Source organism: Microvirga sp. BF8 (assembly GCF_059888585.1).
In genome coordinates this window covers 1,390,628-1,404,841 of sequence record NZ_CM187619.1, presented here as the reverse complement: position 1 = coordinate 1,404,841, position 14,214 = coordinate 1,390,628, and the positions used below count along the sequence as shown (strand labels likewise).

The following is a 14,214-nucleotide window of genomic DNA, read 5'->3' as shown; positions in this document are numbered from 1 at the left end:
AGGTGCAGCGGCAACCGTTACGGTTTATCCTATGCCGTCAGCGGTTGCGGGTTCCGGGTCTGGTCCTGCGGATTGTCACGGAAGGACAGCCGCGTGCCCCGGCAGCGCCTTTTGCTTCACTCCGGCTCGCGGTGCGACCGCGTCAATCCGCGTCAATCCTCGCCACCCGTCGGGATGTTGTCGATATGCTCGGCGATCCCGTCGCGTTCGCCTTTGGTCCAGCCTTCCTTCACCTCGGCGATGTGATCGTCCAGGCGCCCTTCCGCGATGGCTTTGCGCAATCCCGACATCAGGTCCTGGTAATAGGCCAGGTTGTTCCAGGTGAGCAGCATCATGCCGAGGATCTCGTTCGAGCGGACGAGATGATGGAGATAGGCGCGCGAATAGGTGTTCGTCGCGGTGCATTTCGATCCCTCGTCGAGGGGCCGGGTATCCTCCGCATGCTTGGCGTTGCGCAGGTTCATGCGACCAAAGCGCGTGAAGACCTGTCCATGGCGGCCAGCGCGGGTGGGCATGACGCAGTCGAACATGTCGACGCCCCGACGTACCGCCTCCACGATGTCGTCGGGCGTTCCGACGCCCATGAGATAGCGAGGCTTCTCCCTCGGCATGTGTGGCTCGACCGTTTCGATCATCCGCAGCATCACGTCCTGCGGCTCACCGACGGCAAGGCCACCGATGGCATAGCCTTTCAGATCGAGCCCTGCGAGTTCCCTGGCACTCTCGATGCGCAGACTCTCGACCGCGCCGCCCTGGACGATGCCGAACATCGCCTTTCCGGGCTGCTCGCCGAAGGCGATGCGGCAGCGCTCGGCCCAGCGCAATGACAGCCGCATGGCCTTTTCCGCCACGTCGTCGGAGCACGGCAGGCGGACGCATTCGTCGAGCTGCATCTGGATGTCGGATCCGAGGAGGCCCTGGATCTCGATGGAGCGCTCCGGCGTCATCACATGCGTCGAGCCGTCGATATGGGACTGGAAGGTGACTCCGGTCTCATCGATCTTGCGCAGAGCCGCGAGCGACATGACCTGGAACCCGCCCGAATCCGTGAGGATCGGAAAAGGCCAGTTCATGAACTTGTGCAGTCCCCCGAGCTTTGCCACCCGCTCGGCGCCGGGGCGCAGCATGAGATGATACGTGTTGCCGAGCACCACGTCCGCTCCGAGCGCCTTCACCTGGTCGGGATACATCGCCTTGACGGTCGCCGCCGTGCCGACGGGCATGAAGGCCGGGGTGCGGATCACGCCGCGCGGCATGCGGATCTCGCCGGTCCGGGCGGCGCCGTCCGTCTTGGTGACGGTGAAGGTGAACTGCTCAGTGGTCATCAGAACCTCATTGTGTCGGTCCGGCCGGCGGCCGCAAGAGCCGGCGCAGGAATGGCGCGTCCATCGTCATCGTCACCCGTGCCGGCACGTGACATAGATCATCAACGTCGAAACAACAGGCTCGCGTCGCCGTAGGAATAGAACCGATAGCCCATCTCGATGGCGTGGGCATACGCAGCGCGCATGGTCTCGAGCCCCACAAAGGCCGACACGAGCATGAAAAGCGTCGATCGCGGCAGGTGGAAGTTGGTCATCAACGCGTCCACGGCGCGGAACCGATAGCCCGGCGTGATGAAGATATCGGTGTCGCCGGAGAACGGCATGATGGTTCCATCCTCCCGTGCAGCGCTTTCGATGAGCCGCAGGGACGTGGTGCCGACGGCGACGATCCGTCCTCCCCGCGCGCGGGCTTCGTTGAGGGCCCGGGCCGTCTTCTCGGTGACGCTGCCCCATTCCGCATGCATCCGATGGCCGGCCGTATCCTCCGCCTTCACGGGCAGGAACGTCCCTGCGCCGACATGGAGCGTCACGAAGTGATGGGAAATTCCGCGCGCCTCCAGGCGGCGAAAGAGATCGGCGGTGAAGTGCAGGCCTGCGGTGGGCGCCGCAACCGCGCCTTCGTCGCGGGCATAGACGGTCTGGTAGTCGAGCCTGTCCTTGTCGTCCGTGGCGCGCTTGCCCGCGATGTAGGGCGGCAGCGGCAGTTCGCCGAGCCTTGCGATGGCCTCGTCGAGAAACGGGCCTGCAAAGGAGAACCGCAATGTCACGTCTCCGCCCTCGCCTTTCGCCTCGACCTCCGCATCGAGGCGAACCAGCTCGCAGGCCGTGCTTTCCGATGCTTCGCCGAAACGGATCCGGTCGCCCACATGCAGTTTCTTTGCGGGGCGCGCGAAGGCGCGCCAGCGATCGTTCCCCTCTCGCTTGTGCAGCATGATCTCGACCCGCGCCGCATTCTCCTCGCGAACCCGCACGCCGTACAGCCGCGACGGAATGACCTTGGTGTCGTTGAGCACCAGCACGTCGCCCGGCTCGAGGAGGTCCGGCAGATCACGCACGAACCGGTCCTCGAATGGGGCGTCCTGCGGCCGAACCACGAGCATGCGAGCCGCATCGCGCGGCTCCGCAGGTCGCAATGCGATGCGGTCTTCGGGAAGCTCGAAATCGAAAAGATCGACGCGCATGGGACCTCCGGCTGTCCTCCCGGACGCCCTATGGCGATCCGGGATCGCGCGACCGAAATAGCACCCTATTCCGCCAGCGATCCCGGGCTCCGCCGTGTGGCCCGGGACGACGGTGTGACCGTCTTACGCCGCGTCCGCCGCGACCTTCATGGAGACGATCCGATCGGGATCGCGCACGGGTTCGCCGCGCTTGATCTTGTCGACGTTCTCCATGCCTTCGGTCACCTTGCCCCAGACGGTGTATTGCTTGTCGAGGAAGCGCGCATCGTCGAAGACGATGAAGAACTGCGAATTGGCGGAATGGGGATTGTTCGTCCGCGCCATGGAGCAGACGCCGCGCACATGCGGCTCGGCATTGAACTCGGCCTGGAGATCCGGTAGGTCCGAGCCGCCGGTGCCGGTGCCGTGCGGGCAGCCGGTCTGGGCCATGAATCCCTCGATCACGCGGTGGAACGCGATCCCATCATAAAAGCCCTGGCGCGCGAGGGTCTTGATGCGCTCCACGTGCTTGGGCGCGAGATCCGGGCGCAGTTCGATGACCACCCGCCCCTTGGTGGTTTCCATGATGAGGGTATTCTCGGGATCTGCCATCGGATTCTCCTGCTCTTTCAATGGTGTGTGACGCGAAACGTCGCTTCTGCCCGATCACATAGGCCGCGTGTCGGAGAAACGGAAGGTGAAAATGCGGCCGGCCACGGCCGCGCCGAGCTTTTCAGAGAAAGGAAGCGGCGTGCAGCGCGTAAAGGCGTCGCGGACGGAGCGCGTAAAAGGCTCGCGCTGATCCGGCAGGTTCCCCGCCCTGTAATAGGTGATCCGCGGCCGCCCGAGGACCTCACCGTTGCGCTTGAAGGCAATCCGGAGCGTGATCTCCTGGCCGGAAAAGCCGCTTCCCGCCGGCGGCTGCCAGCAGGCCTGGAGGGCGCGGAAGATCCCCGTCAGATTGTCGATCCGGTCCGCCCGTTCGCCCTCGCCCGGCCGGATCGTTCCATTGACGCTCTCGGGCAGGCTCGGGCCCGGCTCCAGCTGACGTTGCCGCTCGTCCGGATCTCCGAACGGCGACAGGTCCTGAGCAGCGGCAGGCCCGAGACCCGCCGCCGCAAGGATGAACGCGGCAAGGATCCGCCGCGCCCGCCGTGTTCGGGGCTGCTTCATCACTTCGCGTCGGCGGCGATCTGCATTTTCACGATCTTGTCCGGACTGGTGACCGTCCCGTTGGCCGCGGGATTGCCCTTCTTGATCTTGTCGACCACGTCCATGCCGGACACGACCTCGCCGAAGAGGGTGTACTGGCCCGTCAGGGGGCCACAGCCTTCATAGCAGATAAAGAACTGGCTGTTGGCCGAGTTCGGGTCCTGAGAGCGGGCCATGCCCACGGAACCCTTCTTGTACTGGGTCTTGGTGAACTCGGCCGGGATGTTGGGCAGGTCGGATTTGCCGGTGCCGGTGCCTGTCGGATCGCCGGTCTGTGCCATGAAGCCCTCGATCACCCGATGGAACGGAACGCCGTTATAGAAGCCCTGCTTCGTCAGCGCCTTGATCTGTTCCACATGCTTGGGCGCCAGGTCGGGGCGCAGCCGGATGGTGATGCGGCCGTCCTTGGTGTCGAGATAGACAGTGTTCTGCGGGTCCGCGGCCTGCTGCGCGGCAGCGGGGACAAGGCTGGCGAGCACGAGCGCTCCGGCGACGAGCAAACGCTTCATAAAGTGGGCTCCTTCGAGAATGGGCGGCGTCATTGCCGCTTGAATCTGGCTTTCAACCGTGCGGAGACAAGGTCCGGCACGAAAGCCGAGACGTCGCCACCCATGCCGGCGATCTGGCGCACGAGCGTGGCGGTGATGGGGCGAACGGAGGGCGAGGCCGGGAGAAAGACCGTCTGGATCTCCGGCGCCAAGGCGGCGTTCATGGATGCCATCTGGATCTCGTAGTCGAAATCCGTGCCGTCCCTCAGACCCCGGACGATCAGGGTCGCGCCGTGGCGACGTGCGGCCTCGACGGCAAGATCACTGAAGGTCACGACCTCGAGCGAGGTCCCGGTTTCCGCCAGAACCGGCCCGCAGACGGCCCGGAGCAGGTCCGCCCTCTCGTCGGCCGCGAAAACCGGGGTTTTCGACGAATGCACCCCGATGGCGAGCACGAGCTTTTCGGCCAGGCGGCTGGCCTGGCGCACCACGTCGAGGTGGCCATTCGTGACGGGATCGAAGCTGCCGGTATAGAGCGCGGTACGTGTCATTGCCCTCAGGCGTAGCTTGAGAACGGCCAGGGAGCAAGCCGTGCGGCGGCGCACGGCGGCGACGATCCACGGATGCGACAACTCGGTCGACCTCGGAAAAGGAGGGTCGGATGATCTTTCGTCTCATGATCGTTGCCGCTACCGCCGCGCTCGTGCTCAGCCCCGCCGCCCTGGCCGGGATCATGTAAACAGGCCCCTTCCAAAAGAAATGGCCGGCGCAGGGCCGGCCACACCGTCTCAGTCACTCAGGAGAAGCGCTACTCCTCGCCAGCCTCGGCGACGCCGGCTTCGTCGCCCTCGTCCTCTGCGCCCTCTTCATCCTCGCCCTCGATGTGCTCCACCGAGACGACCCGCTCCTTGCCCTTGGTCGAGAAGACCGTCACGCCCTGGGAGTTGCGGCCGACGGTACGGATGTCATCCACGGGAACGCGAATCAACTGGCCACCGTCGGTGACGAGCATGATCTGATCCGAATTCTCGACCGGGAACGAGGCCACAAGCTGGCCGTTGCGGCTGTTCACCGCCATGGCGGTGATGCCTTTGCCGCCGCGCCCCGTGATGCGGTACTCGTAGGACGAGGTGCGCTTGCCATAGCCCTTCTCGGAAATGGTGAGAATGAACTGCTCGAGCGCACTCATCTCCGTATAGCGCTCCAGGCTGAGAGCCTCGTCCGAGACGTTCTCCTCATCGCCCGCCTCGGCGACCTCCGCCTCGCCGTTCGCCTGCTCGCCGGTCACCGCGCGGCGCATCTTGAGATACCCGGCGCGTTCGTCGCCCGTCGCCTCCACATGGCGCAGGATCGCCATCGAGATGATCCGGTCGCCATCGGCGAGATTGATGCCGCGCACACCCATGGAATCGCGTCCCTTGAACACGCGAACCTCGGGAACCGCGAAGCGGATGCACTGGCCCTTTGCCGTGGTCAGAAGGACGTCGTCGTTCTCCGTGCAGATCTGCACGTCGACGATGGCCTCGCCCTCATCGAGCTTCATGGCGATCTTGCCGCCGCGGTTGACCTGGACGAAGTCCGACAGCTTGTTGCGACGAACCGTGCCGCGCGTGGTGACGAACATGACGTCGAGCGTATCCCAGGACGCCTCGTCCTCGGGCAGCGGCATGATCGTGGTGATGCGCTCGTCCTGCTCGAGCGGCAGCATGTTCACGAGCGCTTTGCCCTTGGCGTTGGGCGCCGCCAGCGGCAGGCGCCACACCTTCTCCTTGTAGGCTTTGCCCTTGGACGAGAAGAACACCACCGGCGTATGCGTGTTGACCACGAACAGGCGGGTGACGAAATCCTCGTCGCGGGTCGTCATGCCGGCGCGGCCCTTTCCGCCGCGCCGCTGCGCCCGATAGGTCGAGAGCGGAACGCGCTTGATGTAGCCCGCATGGGAGACGGTGACGACCATGTCTTCGCGGGCGATCAGGTCCTCGTCATCCACGTCGGAATCCCAGTCGACGATCTGGGTCTTGCGCGGCGTGGCATAGGCTTCGCGGATCTCGGTGAGTTCGTCCTTGATGATGGACATGATGCGCTCGCGGGAGCGCAGGATGTCGAGATAATCCGAGATCTCGGTGGCGAGCTTGGACAACTCGTCGCCGATCTCGTCCCGGCCGAGCGCGGTCAGGCGCTGGAGGCGCAGATCGAGGATCGCGCGGGCCTGTGTCTCGGAAAGCCGATAGGTCCCGTCCTCGTTGATCTTGTGACGCGGATCATCGACGAGGGCGATCAGCGGCGCGATGTCCTGAGCCGGCCAGTCGCGGCCCATGAGCGCTTCCCGGGCCGAGTTCGGATCCGGCGCGGTCCGGATGAGACGGATGACCTCATCGATATTGGCGACTGCGATGGCGAGACCGCACAGGACGTGGGCACGTTCACGGGCCTTGCCGAGCAGGTACTTGGTCCGCCGCGACACGACTTCCTCGCGGAAATCGACAAAGGCGCTGATCAGGTCCTTGAGCGTCATCTGCTCGGGACGGCCGCCGTTCAGCGCCACCATGTTGGCGCCGAAGCTCGTCTGCAACGGCGTGTAGCGGTAGAGCTGGTTCAGCACCACGTCCGCCATCGCGTCGCGTTTGATTTCGACGACGATGCGCATGCCATCGCGATCGGATTCGTCGCGCAGATCGGAGATGCCTTCGATCTTCTTCTCACGGACGAGTTCCGCAATCTTCTCGATCAGCGAGGCCTTGTTCACCTGATACGGGATCTCGGTGAAGATGAGCGCCTCGCGCTCCTTGCGGACCTCCTCCACCTCGGACTTGGCGCGCATGACGATGGAGCCGCGGCCCGTGGTGTAGGCGGAGCGGATGCCCGCATGGCCGAGGATCAAGGCACCGGTGGGAAAATCCGGGCCCGGGATGATCTCGATCAACCGCTCGGTGGAAATGTCCGGGTCGTCGATATAGGCCATGCAGCCATCGATGACCTCGCCCAGGTTATGGGGCGGCATGTTGGTGGCCATGCCGACAGCGATGCCGCCCGCGCCATTGACCAGCAGGTTCGGATACCGTGCCGGAAGAACGGCGGGCTCGAATTTCGACTCGTCGTAGTTCGGATTGAAATCGACCGTGTCCTTGTCGATGTCCTCGAGCAGAGGCATCGCCGCGCGGGTCAGGCGGGACTCGGTGTAGCGCATGGCCGCCGGAGGATCGCCGTCCACCGAGCCGAAATTGCCCTGCCCGTCCACGAGCATGACACGCATGGCGAAATCCTGCGCCATCCGCACCAAGGCGTCATAGATCGATTGGTCGCCATGCGGATGGTATTGACCCATCACGTCACCGACGATGCGGGACGACTTCACGTGCTTCTTGTCGGGCGTGTAGCCGCTTTCGTGCATGGCATAGAGAATGCGCCGGTGCACAGGCTTCAGGCCGTCGCGCGCATCGGGCAGCGCGCGGCTCACGATCACGCTCATGGCGTAATCGAGATAGGAGCGCTTCATCTCATCGACGATGGAAATCAGCTTGACGTCGCTGGCCGGCGGCTCGTCCCCGGGGCCGGCGCCATTCTTATCGTTCGGATCGGTCAAAGTCGGTCTTTCTCAAAACAGTCTGCCTCTGGCCCTGGCGGCTTGGCGGCCGCGTCTTTCAGGCCTGGAAGACCCTTGCGAATCCAAAGAAAATCAAGTCCTTAGATGGTCGATCGAGAGCCATTTTTCAAGGCATTTCGGGCGTTTTCCAAAGGCGAGAGCAGGCTTTGGCGGGCACAAACTGCCGCATGCGGGCCTCTTCGGCCCGACCTGTGGTCCCACTGCCCAAAGGTCAGAAATTCTGAAACGTCATAACTTGCCGTTCCAGCGCGGCCGTGGCATGGGTGACGCAGGGACAATCGGGGGGCTGAGGACCATGAGCTGGGTCGTGTGGGTGATCGTCGGGCTTTTCGTGCTCTACGGGATTTCGGTCTATAACGGCCTCGTCACGCTGCGGACGCGGGTCACCCAGGCATTCGCCGACATCGACGTGCAGCTCAAGCAGCGGCACGATCTCATCCCGAACCTGATCGAGACCGTGAAGGGCTACGTGGCCCATGAGCGGGGTACCCTTGAAGCGGTTGTGGAAACCCGCAATGCCGCGCTCAGGGCACAGGGGCCTGCGGACCAGGCGGCCGCCGAAAATGCCCTCTCGGGCGCGCTCGGGCGCCTCGTGGCTCTCGGGGAGGCCTATCCCGACCTCAAGGCCAGCGCGAATTTCCGGCAGCTCCAGACGGACCTGGCCGATATCGAGGAGAAGCTGGCCGCCGCCCGGCGCTTCTTCAACAACGGCGTCAGCGAATACAACGCCGCGATCCAGCATTTCCCCGCCGTGATCATTGCCGGCCCCATGGGCTTTCGGCCGCAGACGTTCTTCGATGTCGGCGAAACCGAGCGCAAGGCCCTCGAAGCCCCGCCGAAAGTGGCGTTCTAGGCGGACGCCGCCGTGCTGCCTGCCTTCGGGCTTTATACCCATATCCAGGCCAATCGCCGGCGCTCGGCTGTCCTGATCGCCGGATTGTTCCTTCTCTTCTATCTGATGGCACTGGGCCTCGCACTCCTCGCGCGCGCCTGGCAGGACGACGGCTCGGCGGCATTCGAGACCCTTTTCGAAGGCGCTCTTCGGGACTGCCTGTGGTTCGCTCCGCTCGTGACGGCCCTCGTCGCGCTCTGGGTGTGGTGCGGGTTCCGGTTCAACGGATTCATCCTCGGTCTCGCGACCGGGTCCAAACCCCTGACGCGCCGGACCGACCGGCGCCTGCACGACCTTCTCCAGAACCTGTGCATCTCGCGAGGCATGACCATGCCCAAGCTGCTCGTCCTGGACACGGAGGCACCCAATGCCTTTGCGTCGGGGACGCGGCCTGAGCAATATGCGATCACGGTCACGCGCGGGCTCCTCGACCTCCTGGACGAGCAGGAGCTGGAGGCCGTGCTCGCCCACGAGCTCACCCATATCCGCAACGACGACGTGCGGACCATGACGGTCGCCGTCCTGGTGGTCGGCGTCATCTCCTTCGTCGGCGAAATCGTCTACAGGGGCCTGCGCGAGAGCCCCGGCCTGTTCACCGACTCATCGGATTCGAAGAAAGGCGGCGGAAAGTTCATCGCGATCCTCGTCGCTGCCGTCTTCATCCTCGTCGCGTGGGGATTGTCCGTCGTGATCCGATTCTCCCTGTCGCGGCGGCGGGAATATCTGGCCGATGCCGGCGCCGTCGAGCTGACCAAGAATCCCGATGCGATGATCTCGGCTCTCCGCAAGATCGACGGCAAGGGCGAGATTCAGGGAGTGCCATCGGCGGTGATGGAGCTTTGCGTCGACAATCCGCGTTCGGGATTTTCAGACCTGTTCGCCACCCATCCCTCGGTGGAAGACCGGATTGCGGCCCTCGTTCGGTATGCCGGAGGGCGTGCCCCGGCATCTGCCGATGATGCGCCCGCGGCGGGAATTCCCGAGGCTCCGGCCGCCTAGAGCGTTTTCAGGCGAAGCGGTTACCGGTTCGGCGCGCGAAAATGCGATGGACAAGGTCTTTCCTGATGCGGTCGCCAACTCCATCCAAACGCAAACGGCCCTAGGCTTTCAGGAGCAGTGCCGTTGCGTCGTCGCTCACCTTGAATCGCGGATAGCGGGCTCCATCCGGATCGAGGATGGTTTCGATCTCCCGCGCCCGCTGGACGAGGGGCTCGAGCCCGTCCCGCAGGGCAGCCTCGATCAGGCTGCCCGGATCCATTTCGTTGTAGAGATCCACGAGGGCGGAGAAACCGTCGCTCGTCAGCAGGATGATGGAGCCGTCCTCGCAGGCAACCCGCTCATGACGCACCCGCTCCGCCGCGGTCGGATCGAGTCCGAGCAAAGCCGGTCCACTCCCCTGCTTCCGCTGGCGCCGCTCCGTGAGCCATGCCTGGAAGACCGGCGTCTCGAAAATGGTCCTGGGCGTCGCGCCGCTGGCACGCAGGAGTTCGGCGGCCTTGGCGGATTCGTGGATCCGCAACTCGGGAGCCTCTCCGATGGTCCGGACCGATCCGTCCGGCCCACGCAGGAACGCGGTCGTGTCGGCGAAGGTCCAGACATCGAGTCGGCTTCCGTCGCGATGGACGAGGGTCATGGCGCCAAGTGGCCAGGTGATGGGATCGAGCCGCTCGGCGGTCGCCTTCGCCAGGAAAGCGACCCTCGCCTCCTCCATCACGTGCCGCAGCAGGGCGACACCGTCGCCGTCATAGGCACGGGCCGCCAGATCCGACAGACGCTCGGTGGCGAAGCGGGCGAGCCAGGTGGCGTCGCTCACCTCGTTCATGATCGGCGGAGTGCCGGGAAAGATGGACGTATCGATCACCCATGCCCAGTCGTTGGAGGTTCCGAAGGAGTCCTCGTTCGCCTTTTCGGGCGATCCCGGCCAGCTGATCCGGTCCAAAGTCGTAAACATTGTATCAATCGCCTCTCGCCAAACCCGCCTGAGAACGCCATAAAGCAAAGCTAGCGATAAGGTCCAGCCGATGCTCTTCGACTATGTTTCCGCCGCTTTCGTGACGCTCCTCGTGACGCTCGATCCGCCGGCCCTCGCGCCGATCTTCATCTCCCTGACGCGGGGGATGAACGCCAACGAGCGCAGGCAGGTTGCCCTCCGGGCCGCCATGATCGCTTTCTGCATCCTCGCGTTCTTCGGTCTCGGTGGGGAAGTCCTGCTGAGGCTGCTTGGCGTCGGCATTCCGGCCTTCCGCATCTCGGGCGGCCTGCTCCTGTTCTGGATCGCCTTCGAGATGGTGTTCGAGCGGCGCAACGAGCGCAAGCAGCACACGGCCGACGTGGCGATTACCCAGGACCATATCCGCAACGTCGCCGCGTTTCCGCTTGCCATCCCCCTCATGGCGGGACCGGGCGCCATCACCGCGATCATCCTTCTTGCCGGGCGAGCGAACGGAGACCTCGTGTATCTCTCGTCGCTCATCGCGCTGATTGCCTTCGGCGTGGCCATCTGCTTGGCCGTGTTCATGGCCGCGGAGCGCGTCTCGCGCATGCTCGGCGTCACCGGAAACGTTGTGCTCAGCCGGCTTCTGGGCGTGATTCTCGCGGGCCTTGCCGTGCAATTCATCATCGATGGGGTCGTGGCACTGGTGAGGGGGACTTCCCCTTAGCCCCCGTCCCGCATCAGGATGTGCATGCCCGATTTCGGTACGTTCTCTTCACGGACGGCCCATCCCCGTTTCTCGTAGAATGCCCGCCGTTGCTCCGCCGCGAGAAGATGGACACACGTGAAGCGTCCCCGGCACGCGGTCCTGTACGCCTCTTCGACCAGGGCTTCGCCGAGCCCGCGCTCGCGGTGCCCGGGCTCGACAAAGAGCGCCGCAATCCAAGGCATGTATTGCGGGCGGCTCTCCTCATCGCAGGCGATGATCGAGACGGTTCCCAGGAAGCGATCGCCCTCGTGGGCGACGAGGGTCGTCGGAATGGGACCCGTTCCGAGGCTGTCGCGCACGAGACCCGTGAGCAGGCTCAGCGGATGTCCCTCGTCCTTCCAGAACGCTCGCCAGATGCGATCCGCAACGGTGTCGGCGAAAACCGGCCGCTCGCGCAGATCGCTGATGGTGGCGGCGATCAGCGCAGGGTCTCCAGGAGCCTCGTCATGAGCTGCTGCCGCGGGGCGATGGACGAGATCAGGCCGTATTCATTGAGCGTGTGTGCGCCATCGCCATCGATGCCGAGGCCGTCGAGGGTCGGGATGCCGATCGCGGCGGTGAAATTGCCGTCGGAACCGCCGCCGACCTTGTCGGAGGATACCAGATCGAACCCGATCTCGGCGGCCAGCGCCTTCGCGTGGTCGAAGAGCTTCGCCGTGCCTTCCGTGCGCTCGTAGGGCGGCCGGTTCATGCCTCCGGTCACGGTCACCTTGAAATCCGGGTTCCCGGGCTTCAGGCCGAGGAGCGCCTTGGTCATCTCCTCGCCGTCGGACACCGTCTCGACCCGGAGATCGACGGGAAAGCGGCAATGCTGGGGAATGGTGTTCACTGCGGTTCCACCGGAGATCATCCCGACGGTCGTCGTGATGCCGCGGGCGTAGTCGGTCAACGCCTCGACCGCAAGGATCTGGCGCGCGGCCTCGTAGATGGCGTTCCGCCCGTCCTTGTGGCGCGAACCCGCATGGGCGGGCCGACCTTCCACATGGACATCGAAGCGGCCGACACCCTTGCGCGAGGTCACGATCCGGCCGCCGTCGCGGGCGGGCTCGGTGACGAGCGCGTAAGCCGACCGGCGGCCGAGATCCTCGATGATGGGCCGCGTCATCGGACTGCCGATCTCCTCGTCGGGCGTGACGATGAAGACGAGGGGCCGCGCCGCGCTGCCACGGCGGGCGACGTCCTTGAAGGCCTCGAGCGCGAAATAGGCTCCGCCCTTCATGTCGTAGATCCCGGGGCCATAGAGCCGGTCGCCCTCGACCCGAAGCGGCAGATCCTTCTCGATGGTGCCGACGGGATGCACGGTATCGAGATGGGACATGATCACGATCGCAGGCTCGTCCCGCTGCGGCCCGGCGCGCAGGATAAGGGCGTCGCCCAGCCCCTGCCCGCCCGGAACCCGCTGGATCCCGACAGGCGTCTCGAGCATCTGCGCGATGACGAGGTCCATCATCAGGTTCACGCCCGCCACGTCATGGGTGGGGCTCTCGGTGCGGATCCAGGTGAAGAGCGTGTCGAGGGAAGACGTCATGGCAGGTTTCTGTTCCGGCTTTGGCAAGGGACTTTCAGGGCACGCCTGTTCTTAGCGGGCATGGCCCAGCCTGTCATCAAGAGACGACGCATGGCGGCCCTGCCCGTTGACGGCGCGCCGATCGGGGCCCGTGGGCCCGGATTGTGGTGGTGGTGGGAGCGAGGCTCGGGCCTAGAACGGAATATCGTCGTCGATGTCGGAAAAGCGCGAACCGCCGCCTGCCGGCGCGGGCTTGCGCTCGAGCGGCGCCGAGCGCCCGAACTCGCCGCCGCGGCTGACCTGGCCGGGCTCCTCCTCGCCGTATTCCGAGGCCCCGCCGCCCCGGCTGTCGAGGATCGTCAGCTCGCCGCGGAACCGCTGCAGCACCACCTCGGTGGTGTACTTCTCCACACCCTGCTGGTCCTGCCACTTGCGCGTCTGCAGCTGGCCCTCGACATACACCTTCGAACCCTTCTTGAGATACTGCTCCGCCACCCGCGCCAGGTTCTCGTTGAAGATCACCACCGAGTGCCACTCGGTCTTCTCCTTGCGCTCCCCGGTCCCCTTGTCCTTCCAGGTCTCCGACGTCGCAATCCGCAGGTTCACCACCGGCTCGCCAGAGTTCAGACGCCGAACCTCCGGGTCCCGACCCAGATTGCCAACCAATATCACCTTGTTCACGCTGCCTGCCATCGGGCGTCTCCTGTTCACAGACGGCTGTTCTGGGGCCAGAGCGCATGGGGAACAAGCTGGCGTGGCAGTTCTGCACAGCTCTGTCCCCAATTAATGGAGATCCCGGGCAGGCACTGGGAAACTATGGCTTCATGGCCTGCTGGGCTTCCATCAGAGCCTGTTCGCAGGCACCCCTGTCCCCTGCGGCATCGGCGCGCCTCGCGCGCCCGAGAGCGGTCAGCGCGACGTCCAGGCGCTGCCCCTCGCCCAGCTTCCGCTCGGCCCCGGCAATCGACTCCGGAGTCGGCTGGCGATGGAGAAGCGCACCCGTGCTTTCCGGCCCGGCCGGGCCGCCTCCGGCCGTCGCGTCGACGCGGGCGTCGAGTTGAGCCTGCACTTGGTCGATGGCCGTCGCGCAGGGGCCCGCGAGGCCGGGACCGGCCGAAAGGATGAGGGCCGCCGCAAGGGCCGCTGTCCGAACCACGATCATGACGTGACCTCCCCGAAAGGTAGCCCCCATGGCATCGCCATCATACCAGATGCCTGCCATCCTCACGACCTGTCCCGGCAAGACCTGTCTCGGCAAGACCTTTCCCGGGATGCGATCAAGGCGGCGAAAGAATATTGTCCTCCCGCCCCGTCTTGCCGCCCG

At 65.1% G+C, this 14,214-nt stretch carries 15 protein-coding genes; 3 read left to right on the top strand and 12 right to left on the bottom strand.

Annotation, left to right across the window (positions count from 1 at the left end; genetic code table 11):
* Positions 1 to 152: 152 nt before the first annotated feature.
* From tgt to gyrA, 7 genes are all read right to left on the bottom strand, one after another.
* A complete protein-coding gene (tgt, locus tag AC522E_RS06765) occupies positions 153 to 1,325 on the bottom strand; it encodes a tRNA guanosine(34) transglycosylase Tgt (RefSeq protein ID WP_500749632.1) in 1,173 nt (390 codons plus the stop codon).
* A 101-nt stretch (positions 1,326 to 1,426) separates the two neighbouring features.
* The gene (queA, locus tag AC522E_RS06760) at positions 1,427 to 2,506 is read right to left on the bottom strand and encodes a tRNA preQ1(34) S-adenosylmethionine ribosyltransferase-isomerase QueA (RefSeq protein WP_500749630.1); all 1,080 of its coding nucleotides are present in this window, start codon (positions 2,504 to 2,506) and stop codon (positions 1,427 to 1,429) included.
* Positions 2,507 to 2,629: 123 nt separating this feature from the next.
* Complete coding sequence (locus AC522E_RS06755) at positions 2,630 to 3,097, bottom strand: peptidylprolyl isomerase (protein ID WP_500749629.1); 468 nt, start codon at positions 3,095 to 3,097, stop codon at positions 2,630 to 2,632.
* A gap of 54 nt (positions 3,098 to 3,151) precedes the next feature.
* Positions 3,152 to 3,658, bottom strand: coding sequence for a UCP034077 family protein (locus tag AC522E_RS06750; RefSeq protein WP_500749628.1), 507 nt, complete (start codon positions 3,656 to 3,658; stop codon positions 3,152 to 3,154).
* On the bottom strand, positions 3,658 to 4,206 hold the full coding sequence (locus AC522E_RS06745) for a peptidylprolyl isomerase (protein ID WP_500749626.1): 549 nt from the start codon (positions 4,204 to 4,206) through the stop codon (positions 3,658 to 3,660). Before AC522E_RS06745 ends, AC522E_RS06750 begins: the two co-directional genes overlap by 1 nt.
* 29 nt (positions 4,207 to 4,235) lie before the next feature.
* Positions 4,236 to 4,736, bottom strand: a complete 501-nt coding sequence (gene coaD / locus AC522E_RS06740; RefSeq protein WP_500749625.1) for a pantetheine-phosphate adenylyltransferase — start codon at positions 4,734 to 4,736, stop codon at positions 4,236 to 4,238.
* A 257-nt stretch (positions 4,737 to 4,993) separates the two neighbouring features.
* A complete protein-coding gene (gene gyrA / locus AC522E_RS06735; RefSeq protein ID WP_500749624.1) occupies positions 4,994 to 7,768 on the bottom strand; it encodes a DNA gyrase subunit A in 2,775 nt (924 codons plus the stop codon).
* A gap of 316 nt (positions 7,769 to 8,084) precedes the next feature.
* On the opposite strand from gyrA, the gene AC522E_RS06730 reads away from it, so the two are divergent.
* Positions 8,085 to 8,642, top strand: a complete 558-nt coding sequence (locus tag AC522E_RS06730; RefSeq protein WP_500749622.1) for a LemA family protein — start codon at positions 8,085 to 8,087, stop codon at positions 8,640 to 8,642.
* Between the two features lie 12 nt (positions 8,643 to 8,654).
* Positions 8,655 to 9,680, top strand: coding sequence for a M48 family metallopeptidase (locus AC522E_RS06725; protein ID WP_500749620.1), 1,026 nt, complete (start codon positions 8,655 to 8,657; stop codon positions 9,678 to 9,680).
* A 100-nt stretch (positions 9,681 to 9,780) separates the two neighbouring features.
* On the opposite strand, the gene AC522E_RS06720 is transcribed toward AC522E_RS06725, so the two are convergent.
* On the bottom strand, positions 9,781 to 10,632 hold the full coding sequence (locus AC522E_RS06720; protein WP_500749619.1) for a hypothetical protein: 852 nt from the start codon (positions 10,630 to 10,632) through the stop codon (positions 9,781 to 9,783).
* Positions 10,633 to 10,702: 70 nt separating this feature from the next.
* Between AC522E_RS06720 and AC522E_RS06715 the strand changes: the two genes are divergently transcribed.
* Positions 10,703 to 11,341: a MarC family protein gene (locus AC522E_RS06715; protein ID WP_500749618.1), complete on the top strand. Its 639-nt coding sequence runs from the start codon at positions 10,703 to 10,705 to the stop codon at positions 11,339 to 11,341.
* On the opposite strand, the gene AC522E_RS06710 is transcribed toward AC522E_RS06715, so the two are convergent.
* The 4 genes from AC522E_RS06710 to AC522E_RS06695 form a co-directional block, all read right to left on the bottom strand.
* On the bottom strand, positions 11,338 to 11,682 hold the full coding sequence (locus tag AC522E_RS06710) for a GNAT family N-acetyltransferase (RefSeq protein WP_500749616.1): 345 nt from the start codon (positions 11,680 to 11,682) through the stop codon (positions 11,338 to 11,340). The genes AC522E_RS06715 and AC522E_RS06710 overlap by 4 nt on opposite strands.
* 119 nt (positions 11,683 to 11,801) lie before the next feature.
* Positions 11,802 to 12,911 carry a M20 family metallopeptidase gene (locus tag AC522E_RS06705; protein ID WP_500749614.1) on the bottom strand — a complete coding sequence of 370 codons (1,110 nt, stop codon included), beginning with the start codon at positions 12,909 to 12,911 and terminating at the stop codon, positions 11,802 to 11,804.
* 171 nt (positions 12,912 to 13,082) lie between these two features.
* Complete coding sequence (ssb, locus tag AC522E_RS06700) at positions 13,083 to 13,583, bottom strand: single-stranded DNA-binding protein (RefSeq protein ID WP_500747284.1); 501 nt, start codon at positions 13,581 to 13,583, stop codon at positions 13,083 to 13,085.
* Positions 13,584 to 13,704: 121 nt separating this feature from the next.
* Positions 13,705 to 14,052, bottom strand: coding sequence for a hypothetical protein (locus tag AC522E_RS06695; RefSeq protein ID WP_500749613.1), 348 nt, complete (start codon positions 14,050 to 14,052; stop codon positions 13,705 to 13,707).
* Between the last annotated feature and the right edge of the window lie 162 nt (positions 14,053 to 14,214).

Coding starts and splice junctions, on each gene's coding strand:
- tgt (WP_500749632.1), bottom strand. CDS start 1,325: ATGACCACTGAGCAGTTCACCTTCACCGTCACCAAGACGGACGGCGCC.
- queA (WP_500749630.1), bottom strand. CDS start 2,506: ATGCGCGTCGATCTTTTCGATTTCGAGCTTCCCGAAGACCGCATCGCA.
- AC522E_RS06755 (WP_500749629.1), bottom strand. CDS start 3,097: ATGGCAGATCCCGAGAATACCCTCATCATGGAAACCACCAAGGGGCGG.
- AC522E_RS06750 (WP_500749628.1), bottom strand. CDS start 3,658: ATGAAGCAGCCCCGAACACGGCGGGCGCGGCGGATCCTTGCCGCGTTC.
- AC522E_RS06745 (WP_500749626.1), bottom strand. CDS start 4,206: ATGAAGCGTTTGCTCGTCGCCGGAGCGCTCGTGCTCGCCAGCCTTGTC.
- coaD (WP_500749625.1), bottom strand. CDS start 4,736: ATGACACGTACCGCGCTCTATACCGGCAGCTTCGATCCCGTCACGAAT.
- AC522E_RS06730 (WP_500749622.1), top strand. CDS start 8,085: ATGAGCTGGGTCGTGTGGGTGATCGTCGGGCTTTTCGTGCTCTACGGG.
- AC522E_RS06720 (WP_500749619.1), bottom strand. CDS start 10,632: ATGTTTACGACTTTGGACCGGATCAGCTGGCCGGGATCGCCCGAAAAG.
- AC522E_RS06715 (WP_500749618.1), top strand. CDS start 10,703: ATGCTCTTCGACTATGTTTCCGCCGCTTTCGTGACGCTCCTCGTGACG.
- AC522E_RS06705 (WP_500749614.1), bottom strand. CDS start 12,911: ATGACGTCTTCCCTCGACACGCTCTTCACCTGGATCCGCACCGAGAGC.
- ssb (WP_500747284.1), bottom strand. CDS start 13,583: ATGGCAGGCAGCGTGAACAAGGTGATATTGGTTGGCAATCTGGGTCGG.
- AC522E_RS06695 (WP_500749613.1), bottom strand. CDS start 14,052: ATGATCGTGGTTCGGACAGCGGCCCTTGCGGCGGCCCTCATCCTTTCG.